Below are 19,074 nucleotides of genomic sequence, written 5' to 3'. Positions count from 1 at the left end.
ACCGTGCACCGCCGCCCGCACTCCTTCGGCCGCTTCGTCGCCGAGGCGCAGGCCCGCGGCACGCTCGTGGTGCAGCCCCGGATGGGCTTCTCCGACCCCGCGCTGATGCGGGCCGGCCTGCTGGCCACCAGGAACGCCACCGACGGGGTCGTCGGCACGATGACGATCGACAGCTACACCCGGGTCAACGACGAGCCCTCGGCGGCCCGCGCGTTGAACGGCGGCGTCCCCCTCAACGGCTTCCCGATCACCCACTACAGCCCGCAGACCTCCCGCTGGGTCCTCGACGGCGTCGAGGACGCCGGGTTCCCGGTACAGATCCGGCACGGCTCCGCACGCCCCCAGCGCATCGTGGCCGCACTGGCCCGGCTGGGCCTGGACGCGACGGAGGGCGGCCCGGTCTCCTACTGCCTGCCCTACGGGCGCACCCCGCTCCTGGACTCCGTACGCAACTGGCAGGAGAGCTGCGACTTCCTGGCCGGGCTGCGCTCCACCGGGGCGGAACCCCACCTGGAGACCTTCGGCGGCTGCATGCTCGGCCAGCTCTGCCCGCCCGGACTGCTCGTGGCGATCAGCGCGCTGGAGGCGCTCTTCTTCCACCGGGCGGGACTGCGCAGCATCTCGCTCAGCTACGCCCAGCAGACCAACGCCGCCCAGGACCGGGAGGCGGTGCACGCCCTGCGCCGACTGGCCGGCGAGTTCCTGCCGGACACCGAATGGCACGTCGTCCTCTACACGTACATGGGCCTCTACCCGCAGACCCGGACCGGCTCCCTGGAGCTCCTGGAGCGTTCGGCCGAACTGGCCGTGGAGACCGGGGCGGCCCGGCTGATCGTGAAGACCGCCGCCGAGGCGCACCGCATTCCCACGGTCGCGGAGAACGTCGAGGCGCTGCGGGTCGCGGCGCGGGCCGCCGCCCGCCACCGCACGGCGGCCGCCGACCGGAACCCGGCCGTGCCGACTCCGGCCGGCGACCCGGCGGACAACCCCGTGTACGCCGAGGCCCGTGCCCTGGTGGACGCCGTGCTGAACCTGGACGACGACCTGGGGCAGGCCCTGCTCAAGGCGTTCGCCCGCGGATATCTCGACGTCCCCTACTGCCTGCACCCCGACAACGCGGGCCGCACCCGGAGCCACATCGACGGGTCCGGCCGTCTCACCTGGTCCGAGATCGGGGCGATGCCCCTCGGACCCGTCCGCGACCGCGGCCGGCGGCTCACCGCCGCCGGACTGTTCGACGCCCTGTCCTTCGTACAGCGCCGGCACGACCGCGTCATTCCCCGGACCGCACACCGCTCCACTCTTCCCACGGCGGCCCGTCGCCCGGCGGCCCCTCGGCAGCACACCCAGGAGGTAGCACCATGACCAGCCCGACCGCCGAGTCCCCGGACCGCTTCGTTCCTCCGTTCCCGGACTCTCCCGACCAGCACCTGATGGCCCCGACGACCCGTGCCACCCTGCGGGTGCAGAGCCGGATGCTCGCCGCGACCCGCGCCTTCCTGACCGGGCAGGGCTTCCAGGAGCTGCTGCCGCCGGTCATCGGCCCGGTCACCGACCCGGGCATCCGGGGCTCCAAGCAGGTGGACGTCGACTTCTACGGCCACAAGTACAAGCTGATGACCAGCGCGATCCTCTACAAGCAGGCTTCGCTGCTTGCTTTCGACAAGATCTTCTACATCGCCCCCAACGTGCGGCTGGAGCCCCTGGAGACGGCCGTCACCCACCGCCATCTCGCCGAGTTCCACCAGATCGACGTGGAGATCCGCGACGCCCGCCGCGAGGACGCGATGGAACTGGCCGAGCGGCTCGTCGCCCACGTCGTGGCGGAGGTCGTCCGCGAGATGCCGCAGGACCTGGAGCTGCTGGGGCGGGACGTGGACGCCTTCCGCGAGGTCGTCGAGGGCGCCTTCGGACGCACCACGCACCGGGAGGCCACCGCGGATCTGGTGGCGCTCGGCCACCCGCAGGACCCGGCCGCCGAGATCGACTGGGAGGGCGAGGAGATCCTCTCCGCCAAGTCCAGCCGCCCGTTCTTCGTCGTCGACTACCCCAAGGGGTCGCGCGGCTTCTACGACCAGGAGGACGCCGAACGCCCCGGCATCCTGCGCAACTTCGACCTGATCGCCCCCGAGGGCTACGGCGAGCTGTGCAGCGGCAGCGAGCGCGAGCACGACTACGCGGCCCTGGTGACCCGGATGCGGGAGACCGGCGAGAACCCCGCCAAGTACGGCTGGTACCTCGACCTGGCCCGCCGGGGCATCCCCGCCAGCTCCGGCTTCGGCATCGGCCTGGAGCGCTTCACCCGGTACGTCACCGGCCGCACCGCCGCCTGGGAGGCCAGCGCCTACCCGAAGCTCCCCGGAGTGGTGTCGGCATGACCGCGACACTGAGCGCCGACGGCTTCCCCGAGGCCCAGGTACGGCACCGGGCCAGGGCCGGGGCGGCGGGCGCCTTCCCCGAGCTCAAGACCTACGGCTCCAGCATGCTGGGCGCCCTCCCGGCCGGCCACGACCCCGACGACCTGCTGGAACGCGCCAGGATCGTCCCGCCGGTGTTCATGCCGCAGCGGCTGGCGAAGCTCATCGACCTGGCCCGCGAACCGCTGTACACCGACGTCGCCCTGGACACCCGCATCGGCGGCTTCGCCTCCCGGCTGCCGCTCTACGTCTCCGCGTTCGGCTCGACCCAGGTCGCCAGCCACGACCTGGGCGAGGCGGCCGGACGCCAGGCCGGACAGCTCGGCATCCCGATGGTCATCGGGGAGAACGTGGTGCCCGTCAACGGCTTCCGCTCCGCGGCCGACGCCGCGGCCTCCCCGTTGATCGGCCGGATCGCCGCCTACACGGCCGCAGCCGACGACGAGCACGGCGGCGTGGTGGTCCAGCAGTCCACCGAGGACGCCGACGCCGAGGTGTGGAACCTGGTCTACAGCGACCCGGTCTCCGCACCGCTGCTGGCCACCGGCCGCCTCGCCTTCGAACTCAAGGTGGGGCAGGGCGCCAAGCCCGGCCTCGGCGGCCTCACCGTCCTGGGCCGCGACGCGGGCGACCGGGTCGCCGGACAGTACGCCATGGACCCGGTGTTCGGCGACGACAGCGGGTCGGTGCTCCGGGTCAGCAGCCCCGGCACCTTCACCGAGGAGATCCTGCGCCAGCAGATCCGGCTGATGCGGAACAACTTCCCCCGCGCCAGGGTGTGGGTGAAGCTGCATCCGGGCCGCGACGTGGCGCAGGCCGCGGCCACCGCATGGGCGGCCGGGGCGGACTCCGTCACCGTGGACGGCGCTGAGGGCGGCACCGCCTGGGCGCCGACCGCCTTCCTCTCCCAGGTCGGCCTCCCGCTCGGCGAATGCCTCACCCGTATCGGCCGCACCGACCACTGCCTGCTCGCCAGCGGGCGGATCTGGGAGGGCGGCCGGGCCGCCAAGGCCCTGGCGCTCGGCGCCCGCGCCGTCGGCCTCGGCCGGGCCGCACTCCTCGCCGTCGACGAGGACACCGAAGCCGGCCTGGTCCGCCTGGTCGAGTCCATCGCCCTGGAACTCCGGCTCCTGATCAGCGCCGTCGGCAAGTACGACGTCGCGGCCCTGGACGCCGAGGACGTCCTGCTGCCGACGGACACCCGCACCGGCTGACCCCGCCCCACCACCCCGCATCCGCTTCGCACTTCGCACCAACCGCACGTCATCCACCGTGGCTCCGTCGGTCTCCCGGCACGCCGCGAGACCACGAGATCCGAGCTACCGAGAAGGTGTCGAGATGTCCCAGCCGCAAACCGATCCGGCTCTCTCCCACAGCGCCGACGTCCCCGCGCACGTCGCCGCGTACAACGACACGGCCGAGAACCTCCCCGAGGGCGCTCTGCACGTACTCTTCGCCGCGCAGGCGGCCCGCACACCCGAGGCCGTAGCCCTGGTCCGCGAGGACCACAGCCTGACCTACCGGGAGCTGGACGGCGCGGCCAACGCCCTGGCGCACCGGCTCGTCGCCGAGGGCGTACGGCCGGGCGACGCGGTCGGACTGCTCTTCGACCGCTCGTTCGCCTACGTCGTCACGGTCCTCGCCGTGCTGAAGAGCGGCGGCGTCTACGTCCCCCTCGACCACCGCCAGACCGACGAGCGGCTCGCCTGGATCCTCGACAACACCGGCGCCACCCTGCTGGTCACCGACCGCCCGGCCGCCGAGACCGGCTTCGCGGCCGGCCTGCCCGCCCTGCGGCTCGACGACGCCACGGTCACCGCCGACACGGCCCCCACCGGCCCGGACGTCGAGGTCCACCCCGACCACCCGCTCTACATGATGTTCACCTCCGGCTCCAGCGGCACCCCCAAGGGTGTGGTGAACACCCACCGCAACGTCGTCGAACTCGCCCTGGACCCGGGCTTCGGAGCCGCCGCCCACGAACGGGTCCTCGCCTACTCGCCGCTGCCCTTCGACTCCTCCACCTACGAACTGTGGGTGCCGCTGCTGCGCGGCGGACTCGCCGTCGTCCTCCCCGCCCGGAAGATCGACATCGGCGAGCTGGCCGAGGCCGTCACCCGGTACCGGGCGACCGCCGCCTACTTCACCACCGCACTCTTCGACGCCATGGCCAGCGAGGCCATCGACGGGCTGGCGCAGCTGCGCGAGATCTGGACCGGCGGCGACGTGCTGTCCGCCACCGCCCTGCAACGCGCCATGGACCACTGCCCGGACACCACGTTCGTGCACGTCTACGGCCCCACCGAGGCCACCGTCTTCTGCAGCTACCAGAGCTTCACCCCCGAGGTCCGCACCCTGGACCGGCTGCACCTCGGCATCCCGATGGCCAACACCGCCATGTACGTCCTCGACGCCGAGCTGCGCCACACCGCCCCCGGCGAGACCGGTGAGCTCTACGTCGCCGGCCCGCACCTCGCCCAGGGCTACGGCCGCCTCCCGGCCCTCACCGCCGAGCGCTTCACCGCCGACCCCTACGGCCCGGCCGGCACCCGGATGTACCGCACCGGCGACCTCGCCGCCTGGAACGAGCACGGCGAGATCGTCTTCCTGGGCCGGGCCGACCAGCAGGTCAAGCTGCGCGGCAACCGCATCGAGCTCGGCGAGATCGAGACCGTCCTCGTCCGCCACCCCGCCGTCGCCCAGGCCGCGGTCGTCGTCCGCGAGGACCGGCCCGGCGACAAGCGCCTGGTGGCCTACGCCGTACCCGTCGAGGAGGGCGCCCTGGACGTGGCGGAGATCCTCCGGTACGCGGCCGAGCAGCTCGTCGAGTACATGGTGCCCTCGGCGCTCGTTCCGATGGGCACACTGCCGCTGACCCCGAACGGCAAGCTCGACCGGCGCGCCCTGCCCGCACCCCGGGCCGGGGCGGCCCCCGGCGGACGGGCCCCGCGCAACCCCGTCGAGGAAGTCCTCTGCGGTCTGTTCGCCCACTCCCTCGGCCTGCCGTCGATCGGCATCGACGACGACTTCTTCACCCTCGGCGGCCACTCCCTGCTGGCGACCCGGCTGGTCAGCCGGGTCCGCACGGTCCTGGACGTCCAGCTCACCCTGCGGCAGTTCTTCGAGTACCCGACCGTCGCGCTGCTCGCCGAGTACGTCGCCACCGGCGGCGGCGAGTCCGCCCGCCCCGCCCTGACCGCCCAGGAGCGCCCGGAGCCGCTGCCGCTCTCCGCGGCCCAGCAGCGGCTCTGGTTCCTCGACCAGATGGAGGGCCCCTCGGCGACCTACAACATCCCGCTGGCCGTGCGGATCCGCGGCGCCCTCGACACCGCGGCCCTGGAAGCGGCGTTCACCGACGTCGCGGGGCGCCACGAGAGCCTGCGCACCGTGTTCGGCCAGGCCGAGGGGCAGACGTACCAGCGCATCCTGCCCGCCGACGACGTCCGGGTGGAGGTGCCGGCCACCCCCGCGACCGAGGAGGACATCGCCGCGCTGCTGACCGCCGAGGCCGAGCGGATCTTCGACCTGGCCGCGGACCTCCCCTTCCGGGCCCGGCTGTTCACCCTCGGCGAGCGGGAGTCCGTACTCCTGGTGGTCATGCACCACATCGTCTCCGACGGCTGGTCCTACCAGCCGCTCATGCGCGACCTGAGCACCGCGTACGCGACCCGCTCCCGGGGCGAACGCCCCGCCTGGGAGCCGCTGCCCGCCCAGTACGCCGACTACACCCTCTGGCACCGCGACGTCCTCGGCGACCCGGCGGACCAGGACAGTGTCGCCGCCGGTCAACTCGACTACTGGCGACGGACGCTGGCCGACCTGCCGGAAGAGGTCACCCTGCCGTCCGACCGGCCCCGGCCGGCCGTCGCCTCCTACCAGGGCGCCACCCACACCGTGCACCTCTCCGAGGAGAGCCACGCCGCACTCGCGGAACTGGCCCGCGAGACCGGGGCCTCGATCTTCATGGTGGCCCAGGCCGCGGTGTCGACGCTGCTGTCCCGGTCCGGTGCCGGGCACGACATCCCGCTCGGCTCGCCCATCGCGGGGCGCACGGACCAGGCGCTGGACGATCTGGTGGGCTTCTTCGTCAACACCCTGGTCCTGCGGACCGACACGAGCGGTGATCCGACGTTCCGGGAGCTTCTGGACCGGGTCCGGGAGACCGACCTGGCGGCCTGGAGCCATCAGGACCTGCCGTTCGACCGGCTGGTCGAGGCGCTGAACCCGGAGCGCACCACCGCCCGCCACCCCCTCTTCCAGGTCATGCTGACCCTGACCGACGCCGCCACCCCGACGCTCGTCGCCGAACGCCTGGAGACCGAGTCGGAGTTCACCTGGCTGCGGGTCGCCAAGTTCGACCTCACGTTCTCCTTCGCGGAGCACCGGGACGCGGACGGTCGGCCCGGTGGTCTGGACATCACCATCGAGTACGCGACGGATCTGTTCGATGCCCGTACGGCGGAGTCGGCGGGTGAGCGTCTGGTGCGGTTGTTGGATGCGGTGGTGGTGGCGCCGGATGTTCCGGTGGGTGAGTTGGAGTTGTTGGCGCCGGGTGAGCGCGGTCTGCTTCTTGAGGAGTGGGCGGGCAGGGTGACCGAGGTTCCTGATGGGGGACTGGGTGGGTTGTTCGCGGCGCAGGTGGTGCGGACGCCGGATGCGGTGGCGGTGGTGGGGGAGGGGCGTGAGCTTTCCTATCGTGAGCTGGACGCGTTGGCGAATGGTGCGGCGTACCGGTTGATCGGGGAGGGGGTGCGGCCGGGGAGTCGGGTCGCGCTGTTCCAGGAGCGGTCGGTTGCCGCGGTGGTGACGACGCTGGCGGTGGTGAAGGCGGGTGCGGTGTATGTGCCGTTGGACACCCGTTATCCGGCGGAGCGGGTGGAGTTGATCGTCGGTCAGTCCGGTGTCACTCATCTGGTCACCGATCGTGACCCGGGTTCGGTGGCGGTGCCTGCGGGTGTGCGGGTGTTGGGGCCGGTGGCGGGTGAGGCGGTGGCGTCGTCGGATCCGGGTGTGGTGGTCCATCCGGACCAGCCGGTGTACGCGATGTTCACCTCGGGTTCGACCGGGGTCCCGAAGGGGGTCGCGGTCACCCACCGCAACGTGGCCGATCTGGCGGCGCAGTCGATGTATGCCAATGGGAACCATGGCCGGGTGCTGTTCCACTCGGCGATGGCGTTCGACGCGTCGACGTACGAGATGTGGGTGCCCTGGCTCAACGGCGGCACGCTCGTCGTCGCCCCCGCCGGCCACCTCGACGCGGCGGCGTACCAGGAACTGATCGCCCAGCACGGCATCACCGCGCTGTGGCTGACGGCCGGACTGTTCCGGGTCATCGCGGAGGAGTCCCCGGAGGCGTTCGCGGGGGTGCGGGAGGTGTGGGCCGGTGGTGACGTCGTCCCGCCCGAGGCCGTGCGCAGCGTGCTGGCGCACTGCCCGGAGATCACGGTCGTCAACGGCTACGGCCCGACCGAGACCACCACCTTCGCCGCGACCCACCACGTCCGCCGCCCCCTGGACCACGTGGGTGCGATTCCGATCGGTGAGCCGTTGGACAATCACCGGTTGTACGTTCTGGACGAGGGGTTGCGGCTGGTGCCGCCGGGCACGCCCGGCGAGCTGTACATCGCGGGTGCGGGGCTGGCGCAGGGGTACCTGGACCGGCCGCAGCTGACGGCGGACCGGTTCGTCGCCGACCCGTACGGTCCGGCCGGTGCGCGGATGTACCGCACCGGGGACCTGGTCCGGTGGAACCGGGAGGGCTCCCTGGAATACCTGGGCCGGGCCGACCAGCAGGTCAAGCTCCGCGGCTTCCGCATCGAACTCGCCGAGATCGAGACCGCACTGACCGCACACGCCGACGTGGGCCAGGCCACCGTCGTCGTCCGCGAGGACCGGCCCGGCGACAAGCGCCTCGTCGCCTACCTGGTCGCCGCCGACGGCGCCCGGATCGATGTCACCGAGGTACGCGGTCAGGTCTCCGGGGCCTTGCCCGAGTACATGGTCCCCTCCGTCTTCATGGTCCTCGACGCGATCCCGCTCACCGTCAACGGCAAGGTCGACCGGCGCGCCCTGCCCGCCCCGCAGGTCGCCCTCACCACCAACGGACGCGCCCCGCGCACCCCGCAGGAAGAAGTGCTCTGCGGACTCTTCGCCGCCGTCCTCGGACTTCCCTCGGTCACCATCGACGACCACTTCTTCCACCGGGGCGGTCACTCGGTGCTCGGCACCCGGCTGATCAGCCGCATCCGGCGCGCGTTCGGCGTCCAGCTCGGGGTGAAGGACCTGTTCCGCAACCCCACGGTGCTCGCGCTCTCCGAGTGCGTCACCGCGGGCAGCGGCGAGCAGCCCCGCCCCGCGCTGGTGCCCGAGGAGCGTCCGGAGCGCGTACCGCTGTCGTCGGCGCAGCAGCGGCTCTGGTTCCTCGACCAGATGGAGGGGCCGTCCGCCACGTACAACATTCCCCTCGCGCTGCGGCTGAAGGGGACGCTGGACCGGGAGGCGCTGCGGCTGGCGCTCACCGACCTCACCACCCGTCACGAGGGACTGCGCACCGTCTTCCCCACCGACGGGGGAACCCCGCACCAGCACATCCTGCCCCCGGCCGACCTCGAACTCCCCCTGACCGAGACCACCGAGGAGGAAGCCACCGCACGACTGGCGGAGCTGTCCGCGGGCACCTTCGACCTGTCCGTCCAGCGACCGATCCGTTGCCACCTGCTCGCGCTCGGCGCGCAGGAGCACATCCTCCTGGTGGTCATCCACCACATCGCCTCGGACGGCTGGTCCAACGGGCCGCTCCTCCGCGACCTGGCCACCGCCTACACGGCCCGCACCGGCGGCACCGCCCCCGCCTGGGAGCCGCTGCCCGTCCAGTACGCCGACTACTCCCTCTGGCAGCAGCGTCTCCTGGGGAGTGACGAGGAACGCCAACTCGACTACTGGCGCTCCGCGTTGGCGGACCTTCCCGAGGAGGTCACGCTTCCCACCGACCACGCCCGGCCGGCCGTCGCCTCCAACAAGGGCACCATGCACACCGTGCACTGCCCGCCCGAGCTGCACGAAGCGCTCGGCGCCCTGGCCCAGCACACCGGCACCACCCTGTTCATGGTGGCCCAGGCCGCGGTGTCGACGCTGCTGTCCCGGTTCGGTGCCGGGCACGACATCCCGCTCGGCTCGCCCGTCGCCGGACGCACCGATCCGGCGCTGGACGATCTGGTGGGCTTCTTCGTCAACACCCTGGTCCTGCGGACCGACACGAGCGGTGATCCGACGTTCCGGGAGCTTCTGGACCGGGTCCGGGAGACCGACCTGGCGGCCTGGAGCCATCAGGACCTGCCGTTCGACCGGCTGGTCGAGGCGCTGAACCCGGAGCGCACCACCGCCCGCCACCCCCTCTTCCAGGTCATGCTGACCGTCAGCGACACGTCCGCCGAGGCCCCCGAACTCCCGGGGCTGGAAGCGTCGTACGAGTTCTCCAAGGTGGAGACCGCCAAGTTCGACCTCACGTTCATCTTCACCGAGCACCACACCCCGGATGGCCGGCCGTCCGGTCTGGACATCACCATCGAGTACGCGACGGATCTGTTCGATGCCCGTACGGCGGAGTCGGCGGGTGAGCGTCTGGTGCGGTTGTTGGATGCGGTGGTGGTGGCGCCGGATGTTCCGGTGGGTGAGTTGGAGTTGTTGGCGCCGGGTGAGCGCGGTCTGCTTCTTGAGGAGTGGGCGGGCAGAGTGACCGAGGTTCCTGATGGGGGACTGGGTGGGTTGTTCGCGGCGCAGGTGGTGCGGACGCCGGATGCGGTGGCGGTGGTGGGGGAGGGGCGTGAGCTTTCCTATCGTGAGCTGGACGCGTTGGCGAATGGTGCGGCGTACCGGTTGATCGGGGAGGGGGTGCGGCCGGGGAGTCGGGTCGCGCTGTTCCAGGAGCGGTCGGTTGCCGCGGTGGTGACGACGCTGGCAGTGGTGAAGGCGGGTGCGGTGTATGTGCCGTTGGACACCCGTTATCCGGCGGAGCGGGTGGAGTTGATCGTCGGTCAGTCCGGTGTCACTCATCTGGTCACCGATCGTGACCCGGGTTCGGTGGCGGTGCCTGCGGGTGTGCGGGTGTTGGGGCCGGTGGCGGGTGAGGCCGTGGCGTCGTCGGATCCGGGTGTGGTGGTCCATCCGGACCAGCCGGTGTACGCGATGTTCACCTCGGGTTCGACCGGGGTCCCGAAGGGGGTCGCGGTCACCCACCGCAACGTCGCCGATCTGGCGGCGCAGTCGATGTATGCCAATGGGAACCATGGCCGGGTGCTGTTCCACTCGGCGATGGCGTTCGACGCGTCGACGTACGAGATGTGGGTGCCCTGGCTCAACGGCGGCACGCTCGTCGTCGCCCCCGCCGGCCACCTCGCCCCCGCCGACTACGTACGGCTGCTGACCCAGCACCGGATCACCTCGATCTGGCTCACCGCCGGGCTCTTCCGGCTCATGGCGGAGGAGATCCCGGAGGCGTTCGCCGGGGTGCGGGAGGTGTGGGCCGGTGGTGACGTCGTCCCGCCCGAGGCCGTGCGCCGGGTCATGGACCGCTGCCCCGACACCACCGTCGTCAACGGCTACGGCCCCACGGAGACCACCACCTTCGCGACCACCCATCGCATCCGCCGCCCCCTGGACCACGTGGGTGCGATTCCGATCGGTGAGCCGTTGGACAATCACCGGTTGTACGTTCTGGACGAGGGGTTGCGGCTGGTGCCGCCGGGGACGCCGGGTGAGCTGTACATCGCGGGTGCGGGGCTGGCGCAGGGGTATCTGGACCGGCCGCAGCTGACGGCGGACCGGTTCGTCGCCGACCCGTACGGTCCGGCCGGTGCGCGGATGTACCGCACCGGGGACCTGGTCCGGTGGAACCGGGAGGGCTCCCTGGAATACCTGGGCCGGGCCGACCAGCAGGTCAAGCTCCGCGGCTTCCGCATCGAACTCGCCGAGATCGAGACCGTCCTCGCCGGCCTTCCGGGTGTCGCCCAGGCCACCGTCGTCGTCCGCGAGGACCGGCCCGGCGACAAGCGCCTCGTCGCCTACCTGGTCGCCGCCGAGGAGAGCGCCGGAGCCGAAACCGCCGAACTTCAGCGGCAGATGGCCGGGCTGCTGCCCGACTACATGGTCCCGTCCGCCTTCGTGGTCCTCGACGCGATCCCGCTCACCGTCAACGGCAAGGTCGACCGGCGCGCCCTGCCCGCCCCGCAGATCGACAGCGCACCCGCCGGACGCGCCCCGCGCAACGCCCGGGAGGAAGTGCTCTGCGGACTCTTCGCGGAGATCCTCGGACTTCCCTCGGCCACCATCGACGACCACTTCTTCGACCTCGGCGGGCACTCGCTCCTCGCCACCCGGCTCGTCGGCCGGATCCGTACCGCGCTCGGAGTCGAACTCTCCGTCGCGACCCTCTTCGAAAACCCGATCGTGGCCACGCTCGTCGAGAAGCTCGACGCCGGCGGGGCCGCACGGCCCAAACTTCGGCCGATGCGCCGGATGGGAGTGACCAAGTGATTCCCTTGTCCTTCGCCCAGCAGCGGCTCTGGTTCATCGCGCAGATGGAAGGGCCGTCCACCACCTACAACATCCCGCTCGCGGTCCGGCTCGGTGGTGACCTCGACCGCGGGGCCCTCCACTCGGCGCTCCTGGACGTGGTCGGCAGACACGAGAGCCTGCGCACCCTCTTCCCCGACCAGGACGGCACCCCGTACCAGCACATCCTGGCGGAGGAGGAGGTCGAACTCCCGCTGCCCGTCGTCCCGGCCGACGACGAAACGCTCCAGGCCGTCCTCACCGAGGAGTCCGCGCAGGTCTTCCACCTGGAGAAGGACCTGCCGCTGCGGGCCCGCCTGATCGCCCTCGGCGAGCGGGAGCACGTCCTGCTCGTCGTGATGCACCACATCGTGTCCGACGGCGGCTCGACCGCCCCGCTCCTCGAAGACCTCGCCACCGCCTACGAGGCCCGCGCCAGGGGCACCGCCCCCGCCTGGGAGCCGCTGCCCGTCCAGTACGCCGACTACACCCTCTGGCAGCAGGAACTCCTCGGCGACGGCGACGACCCGGAGAGCGCCGGGGCGCGCCAGCTGGAGTTCTGGCGGCAGACCCTGGACGGTCTGCCCGAGGAGGCCACCCTGCCGGCCGACCGGCCCCGCCCCGCCTCCGCCTCGTACGTTGGTGCGACCTGCGAGGTCCGGCTGCCCGCCGAACTCCACATCGGGCTGACCCACCTCGCCCGGGAATCCGGCGCCACCCTGTTCATGGCTGTCCAGGCCGCCGTGGCGACCGTCCTGTCCCGCTCCGGCGCCGGGCACGACATCCCGATCGGCTCGCCGGTCTCCGGGCGCATCGACGAGGCGCTCGACGGACTCGTCGGCTTCTTCGTCAACACCCTGGTGCTCCGCACGGACCTGACCGGCGACCCGAGCTTCCGCGAACTGCTCTCCCGGGCCCGCAGGACCGACCTGGCCGCCTGGGACAACCAGGACCTGCCCTTCGACCGGCTCGTCGAGGTGCTGAACCCCGAACGCTCCGCCTCCCGCCACCCGCTCTTCCAGGTGATGCTCACCATGGGCGAGGCCGGGTCCGACGCCATCGGGTTCCCCGGGCTCGACGCCCGTACCGAATACCGGTCCCTCCAGATCGCCAAGTTCGACCTGACGTTCGGCTTCGCCGAGCACCGCACCCGCGACGGCCGCCCCGACGGCCTGGACATCACCATCGAGTACGCCACCGACCTCTACGACGCCCCGACCATCGACGCCCTGATGGCGCGGCTGAACCGGCTGCTGGAAGCCGTGGTCACCTCGCCCGACACCCCGCTCTCCGTCCTCGACCTCCTCGGCGAGCACGAGCGGCGGCTGCTCCTGGAGGAGCGCGGCGGCACCGCCACCGGCAGCCCGGACCTCAGCCTCGCGGAGTTGTTCTCCGCGCAGGCCGCCCGCACCCCCGACGCCATCGCCCTCGTCGACGAGGACCACGACCTGACGTACGCCGAACTCGACGACGTCACCAACCGGCTCGCCCACCACCTCGTCAACACCGGCGTCCGGCGCCACGACGTCGTCGCCGTCCTGATGGAACGCTCGACCGACCTGCTCACCGCCCTGCTCGCCGTGGTCAAGGCCGGAGCCGTCTACGCCCCGCTGAACACCACCGACCCGGACAGCCGGCTCGTCCAGATCCTCGCCGACACCCGGGCCCCGGTCGTCCTCACCGACCGGGCCCTCGCCGACCACCAGGTCGTCCTCGACACCGAGGCCCGGGTCATCGTCCTGGGCGAGGACCTCGACCTCGACCGGCTGCCCGCCACCGCCCCCGACCACACCATCCACCCCGACCAGCCGGTGTACGCGATGTTCACCTCCGGCTCGACCGGGGTCCCGAAGGGCGTCGCGGTCACCCACCGCAACGTCGCCGACCTGGCCGCGCAGACCATGTACGGCAACGGCAACCACCGGCGGGTCCTCTTCCACTCGCCGGCCGCCTTCGACGCGTCCACGTACGAGATCTGGGTGCCCTGGCTGAACGGCCGGACGGTCGTCGTGGCCCCGCGCGGCCACCTCGCCCCCGCCGACTACCAACGGCTGCTCTCCGAGCACCGGATCACCGCCCTCTGGATGACCGCCGGGCTCTTCCGGGTCATGGCCGAGGAGGCCCCCGGCGCGTTCGCCGGGGTGCGGGAGGTGTGGGCCGGTGGTGACGTCGTCCCGCCCGAGGCGGTCCGCCGGGTCATGGACCACTGCCCCGACACCACCGTCGTCAACGGCTACGGCCCGACCGAGACCACCACCTTCGCCGCCACCCACCGCATCCACCGCCCCCTCGACCAGGCGGGCGCGATCCCGATCGGCGAGGCCCTGGACAACCACCGGTTGTACGTCCTCGACGAAGCATTGGGGCTCGCCCCGCCCGGCGCCCCCGGCGAGCTGTACATCGCCGGAGCCGGTCTCGCACAGGGCTACCTCAACCGCGCCTCGCTGACCGCCGAACGCTTCGTCGCCGACCCGTACGGGCCGGCCGGCACCCGGATGTACCGCACCGGGGACCTGGTCCGGTGGAACCGGGAGGGCTCCCTCGAATACCTGGGCCGGGCCGACCAGCAGATCAAGCTCCGCGGCTTCCGCATCGAACTCGGCGAGATCGAGAGCGCCCTGGCCGCCCACCCGAGCGTGGGCCAGGCCACCGTCATGGTCCGCGAGGACCGGCCCGGCGACAAGCGCCTCGTCGCCTACCTGGTCGCCGCCGACGGCGCCCGGATCGACACCGAGGAGGTGCACCGCGAGATCGCCGGCGCCCTGCCCGAGTACATGGTCCCGTCCGCCTTCATGGTCCTCGACGCGATCCCGCTCACCACCAACGGCAAGGTCGACCGGCGCGCCCTGCCCGCCCCGCTCCACACCACCGGCACCGACGGCCGGGCACCCCGGACACCCGCCGAGGAAGTCCTCTGCGGACTCTTCGCCGCCGTCCTCGGACTCCCGTCGGTCACCATCGACGACCACTTCTTCCGGCGCGGCGGACACTCCCTGCTCGCCACCCGGCTCATCAGCCGCATCCGGGCGGTGTGGGAGACCGAGATCACCATCCGGGACCTGTTCCAGTACGCCACCGTCGCCCAGCTCGCCGAACGGATCGCCGCCGAGAACAGCGAGGCCCGGCGCCCCGCGCTGATGGCCGAGGAGCGTCCGGAGCGCGTACCGCTGTCGTCGGCGCAGCAGCGGCTCTGGTTCCTCGACCAGATGGAGGGGCCGTCCGCCACGTACAACATTCCCCTCGCGCTGCGGCTGAAGGGGACGCTGGACCGGGAGGCGCTGCGGCTGGCGCTCACCGACCTCACCACCCGTCACGAGGGACTGCGCACCGTCTTCCCCGTCCACGAAGGGACCCCGCACCAGCACATCCTGCCGCCGGCCGACCTCGAACTGCCCCTGACCGAGACCACCGAGGAGGAACTCGACCAGCACCTGGCCGACCTGGCGGGCCGGACCTTCGACCTGGCGGCGGAACCGCCGCTGCGGGCCCGACTGCTGCGGACCGGGGCCGACGACCACGTGCTCGGGCTCGTCATCCACCACATCGCCTCCGACGGCTGGTCCAACGGGCCGCTCTTCCGCGACCTGGCCACCGCCTACGAGGCCCGCACCGGCGGCACCGCCCCCGCCTGGGAGCCGCTGCCCGTCCAGTACGCCGACTACTCCCTCTGGCAGCGGCGCCTCCTGGCCGACGTCGAGGAACGCCAGCTCGACCACTGGCGCGGGGTCCTCGCCGACCTGCCCGAGGAGGCCACCCTCCCCACCGACCACGCCCGCCCGGCCGTCGCCTCCAACAAGGGCCGCACCCACGCCGTGCGCTGCTCCGCCGAACTGCACACCGCGCTGACGGAGCTGGCCCAGGAGACCGGCACCACCCTGTTCATGGTGGCCCAGGCCGCCGTGGCGACCCTGCTCTCCCGGTCCGGGGCCGGGCACGACATCCCGCTCGGCTCACCCGTCGCCGGACGCACCGACCAGAAGCTCGACGACCTCGTCGGCTTCTTCGTCAACACCCTGGTCCTGCGCACCGACACCAGCGGCGACCCCACCTTCCGCGAACTGCTCACCCGGGTCCGGGAGACCGACCTCGCCGCCTGGGCCCACCAGGACCTGCCCTTCGACCGGATCGTCGAAGCGCTCAACCCGGAACGCACCAGCGCCCGCCACCCGCTCTTCCAGGTCATGCTCACCGTCGGCGACACCGGCGGCGCACCGCCGCAACTGGCCGGGCTGGAGACCGGCTTCGACTTCCCGCCGGTCGCCGTCGCCAAGTTCGACCTCACCTTCGCGTTCGCCGAGAACCGGACCCCGGACGGCCGGCCCGACGGCCTCGACATCATGATCGAGTACACCACCGACCTCTACGACGCACGGACCGTCACCACCGCCGCCGACCGGCTCGTCCGGCTCCTCACCGGCGCCGTCGCCGACCCCGACCTGCCGCTCGGCGCCCTGGAGATGGCCTCCGGGCAGGAGCGGGAGCAACTGCGGGAGTGGAGCGGCGCACGGACCCAGCCCCCCGCCCTCGGACTCGACGCCCTCTTCGTCGAACAGGCCCGGCGCACCCCGCACTCCGTCGCCCTGGTCCACGAGGAGCAGCGGATCACCTACGAGGAACTCGACATCTGGTCGAACCGGCTGGCCCGCCACCTCACCTGGCGCGGCGTCACCCCCGGCAGCATCGTCGCCATCCACGTCGAACGCTCCCCGCAACTCGTCGCCACCCTGCTCGCCGCGCTGAAGGCCGGAGCCGGATACACCCTGCTCGACCCGCAGTTCCCGGCCGACCGGCTGAACACCGTCCTCGGCCAGACCGGCCCGGCGGCCCTCGTCACCCAGGCCCACCTCACCCCCCTGTCCACCCGGGCCACCCTGATCGACCTCACCGAGGAGATCCCCGCGATCAGCGCCCTGCCCGGAACACCGGTGGAGACCGGCGGGCACCCCGAGTCCATCGCCTGCGTGATGTTCACCTCCGGATCCACCGGCATGCCCAAGGGCGTCGCCGCCTCGCACCGGGCGCTCGCCGCCACCTTCATCGGCCCCGACTACCTGGACTTCGGCCCCGGCCAGACCTATCTGCAGAGCTCCCCGGTCTCCTGGGACGCCTTCGCCCTGGAGGTCTTCGGACCCCTGCTCCACGGCGGAGTCTGCGTCCTCCAGCCCGGCCAGCACACCGACCCGCACCAGATCGCCGAACTCGTCGAACAGCACGGCATCACCACCCTCCAGATGTCGGCGAGCCTCTTCAACCACATGCTCGACGAGCACCCGGCGGTCTTCTCCCGGATCAAGGAGGCCATGACCGCGGGCGAGGCCGCCTCGCCCGCCCACACCGCCCGCGCCCTCGCCGACCACCCCCACCTCCACCTCGTCAACGGCTACGGGCCCGCCGAGAGCATGGGCTTCACCACCACCCACACCCTCACCGGACCCGCCCCCGCCATCCCGATCGGCCGCCCCATCGCCGGCAAGCACGCCTACGTCCTGGATGAGAACCTCCGGATGCTGCCGCCCGGCGTCCCCGGCGAGCTCTACGTCGCCGGCCACGGCCTCGCCCACGGCTACATCGGGCAGCCCGCGCTCAGTGCGGAACGCTTCGTCGCCGACCCGCACGGCGCACCCGGCTCACGGATGTACCGCACCGGCGACCTGGCCCGCTGGAGCCAGGACGGAGCCCTGGAGTATTTCGGCCGGGCCGACCAGCAGATCAAGTTGCGGGGCTTCCGCATCGAGCCGGGTGAGATCGAATCGGCGCTGCTGCGGCACCCCTCCCTCGCCCAGGTGGCGGTGCTGATCCGCGAGGACCGGCCCGGCGACAAACGACTGGTGGCGTACGTGGTGCCCGTCGAGGGCGCCGAACCCGACCTCCCCGAGCTGCGCCGGCACGCGGTGGCCGCCCTGCCCGAATACATGGTCCCCGCCACCATCGTGCCGCTGGACGCGCTGCCGCTGACCGTCAACGGCAAGCTCGACCGGCGCGCCCTGCCCGAACCGGCACAGGCCGACACGGCCGGCGGCCGGGCCCCGCGCACCCCCGCCGAGGAAGTGCTCTGCGGCCTCTACGCGGACGTCCTGGGCCTCGGCCAGGTCACCATCGACGACCACTTCTTCCAGCTCGGCGGGCACTCCCTGCTCGCCACCCGGCTCATCGGCCGCATCCGCTCCATCTGGGACACCAAGGTCACCATCCGCGACCTGTTCCAGTGCCCGACCCCCGTCCTGCTCGCCGAACACATCGCCACCAGCACCGGCGGCGACCCGATGGAGACACTCCTCCCGATCCGGGCCGCGTCCGCCGGCTCCACCGAGGCCCCGCTCTTCTGCGTCCACGCGATCTCCGGGATGAGCTGGTCGTACGCCGGACTGCTCCGGCACATCGGCCGGCGGCCGCTCCTCGGCCTCCAGGCCCGCGAGCTGACCCACCCCGCGGACCGGCCCGCCGGCATCGAGGAGATGGCCGAGAGCTATGTGGCCCAGATCCGGTCGGCCCAGGCCCACGGTCCGTACCACCTGCTCGGCTGGTCGTTCGGCGGGCTGGTCGCGCAGGCCATCGCCGCCCGGCTGGAGGAGCAGGGCGAGGAGGTCGCCCTGCTGGCCCTGCTCGACTCCTACCCGCTGCCCGACGGGTTCCGGGCACCCGTCATCACCGGCCGGGAAGTGCTGACCGCCCTGCTCGGCGGCCGCGGCGCCGACATCGGCGTACGGTGCGCCGACACCGCCCCGGACGCCGGGGAACTGGCCGCCGTCCTGCGCGCCGAGGACGCCGTTCTCGGCGCACTCGAACCCGACCAGGCCGCCGCGGTCGTCACCGCGACCGCCGCCAACCTGGAGATGCGCTACCGGTACGTGCCCCGGCGCCGGTTCGGCGGCGACGCGGTGTTCTTCAACGCCGCCCGCACCCCCGCCGCGAGCACCGGGTCCCAGGCCTGGGCCCCCCATGTCCGGGGCCGCGTCGAGGAGTACGACATCGACTGCGAGCACTGGGACATGACCACGGCCGAACCCCTGCGCGAGATAGGGAAGATCCTGGCCGAGGAGTTGCGGGGGGTGCGCCACTGACCCACGCCCCCCAGGTGCCCGGACCCGCCGATCACGGCGGGGTCCGG

5 protein-coding genes are annotated in these 19,074 nt (G+C 72.3%); all 5 read left to right on the top strand.

Going from position 1 to position 19,074, the window contains the following annotated elements:
- Nucleotides 1-3 precede the first annotated feature (3 nt).
- The 5 genes from ACWC97_RS32110 to ACWC97_RS32090 all read left to right on the top strand — a co-directional run bounded on the left by ACWC97_RS32110 (nt 4) and on the right by ACWC97_RS32090 (nt 19,027).
- Nucleotides 4-1,365 carry a methylaspartate mutase gene (locus tag ACWC97_RS32110; protein ID WP_352280796.1) on the top strand — a complete coding sequence of 454 codons (1,362 nt, stop codon included), beginning with the start codon at nt 4-6 and terminating at the stop codon, nt 1,363-1,365.
- The gene (locus ACWC97_RS32105; RefSeq protein ID WP_450653167.1) at nt 1,362-2,378 is read left to right on the top strand and encodes an asparagine synthetase A; all 1,017 of its coding nucleotides are present in this window, start codon (nt 1,362-1,364) and stop codon (nt 2,376-2,378) included. Before ACWC97_RS32110 ends, ACWC97_RS32105 begins: the two co-directional genes overlap by 4 nt.
- Nucleotides 2,375-3,631 carry a glutamate synthase-related protein gene (locus ACWC97_RS32100; RefSeq protein WP_352280792.1) on the top strand — a complete coding sequence of 419 codons (1,257 nt, stop codon included), beginning with the start codon at nt 2,375-2,377 and terminating at the stop codon, nt 3,629-3,631. Before ACWC97_RS32105 ends, ACWC97_RS32100 begins: the two co-directional genes overlap by 4 nt.
- Nucleotides 3,632-3,755: 124 nt before the next feature.
- Nucleotides 3,756-11,948: an amino acid adenylation domain-containing protein gene (locus ACWC97_RS32095; protein ID WP_450653165.1), complete on the top strand. Its 8,193-nt coding sequence runs from the start codon at nt 3,756-3,758 to the stop codon at nt 11,946-11,948.
- A complete protein-coding gene (locus ACWC97_RS32090; RefSeq protein ID WP_450653163.1) occupies nt 11,945-19,027 on the top strand; it encodes an amino acid adenylation domain-containing protein in 7,083 nt (2,360 codons plus the stop codon). The genes ACWC97_RS32095 and ACWC97_RS32090 overlap by 4 nt, the downstream gene beginning before the upstream one ends.
- The last annotated feature ends 47 nt before the right edge of the window (nt 19,028-19,074 follow it).

The organism is Streptomyces sp. NPDC001108 (assembly GCF_053598535.1).
Note: the sequence above shows the minus strand (reverse complement) of the source record. Positions and strands in the feature narration are given on the sequence as shown.

Excerpts from the sequence above, each read along its gene's own strand:
- ACWC97_RS32095 (WP_450653165.1), top strand. The coding sequence starts at position 3,756 with ATGTCCCAGCCGCAAACCGATCCGGCTCTCTCCCACAGCGCCGACGTC.
- ACWC97_RS32105 (WP_450653167.1), top strand. The coding sequence starts at position 1,362 with ATGACCAGCCCGACCGCCGAGTCCCCGGACCGCTTCGTTCCTCCGTTC.
- ACWC97_RS32100 (WP_352280792.1), top strand. The coding sequence starts at position 2,375 with ATGACCGCGACACTGAGCGCCGACGGCTTCCCCGAGGCCCAGGTACGG.